This is a genomic window from Aromatoleum toluolicum, assembly GCF_012911005.2.
GTDB classification, from domain to species: Bacteria; Pseudomonadota; Gammaproteobacteria; order Burkholderiales; family Rhodocyclaceae; genus Aromatoleum; species Aromatoleum toluolicum.
This window is the reverse complement of the sequence record NZ_WTVS01000253.1, coordinates 1-406: the sequence shown is the minus strand read 5'-3', so window position 1 is coordinate 406 and position 406 is coordinate 1. Positions and strand designations below refer to the sequence as shown.

General features: G+C 59.4%; 1 protein-coding gene. It reads right to left on the bottom strand.

Annotated elements, in window-relative coordinates; all coding sequences use genetic code 11:
• Positions 1-12 precede the first annotated feature (12 nt).
• Positions 13-406 (bottom strand): 3-hydroxyacyl-ACP dehydratase FabZ (gene fabZ / locus GPA27_RS28610; RefSeq protein ID WP_169143759.1); only part of this gene is annotated, 394 nt, incomplete at its 5' end.

Genomic DNA, 406 nt, shown 5'->3' with positions numbered 1-406 from the left:
GGCCTGAACCGGTCAACCGACGTTGCGCATGGTGCACATGAGTTCGGCCTCGCAGGCCACCTCTTCGCCCACGCTCGCAACGCCCTTGAACTTCCAGATGCCACCGCGCACGCGGTCGATGGTGATGGTCAGGATCAACTGGTCACCGGGCTCCACAGGGCGCTTGAACCGCGCGCCATCGATACCGACAAAGTAGTAAATGTTGTTCTCATCGGGCACCTTGCCCATGGCATCGAACGCCAGCAAGCCCGCAGCTTGGGCCAGTGCTTCCAGGATCAACACACCCGGCATCACCGGACGGCCAGGGAAATGCCCCATGAAATAGGGCTCGTTGAACGTCACGTTCTTGATGGCCTTGATGCGGGTGTTGCTCTCTAACTCGATCACCTTGTCCACCAGCAAAAAC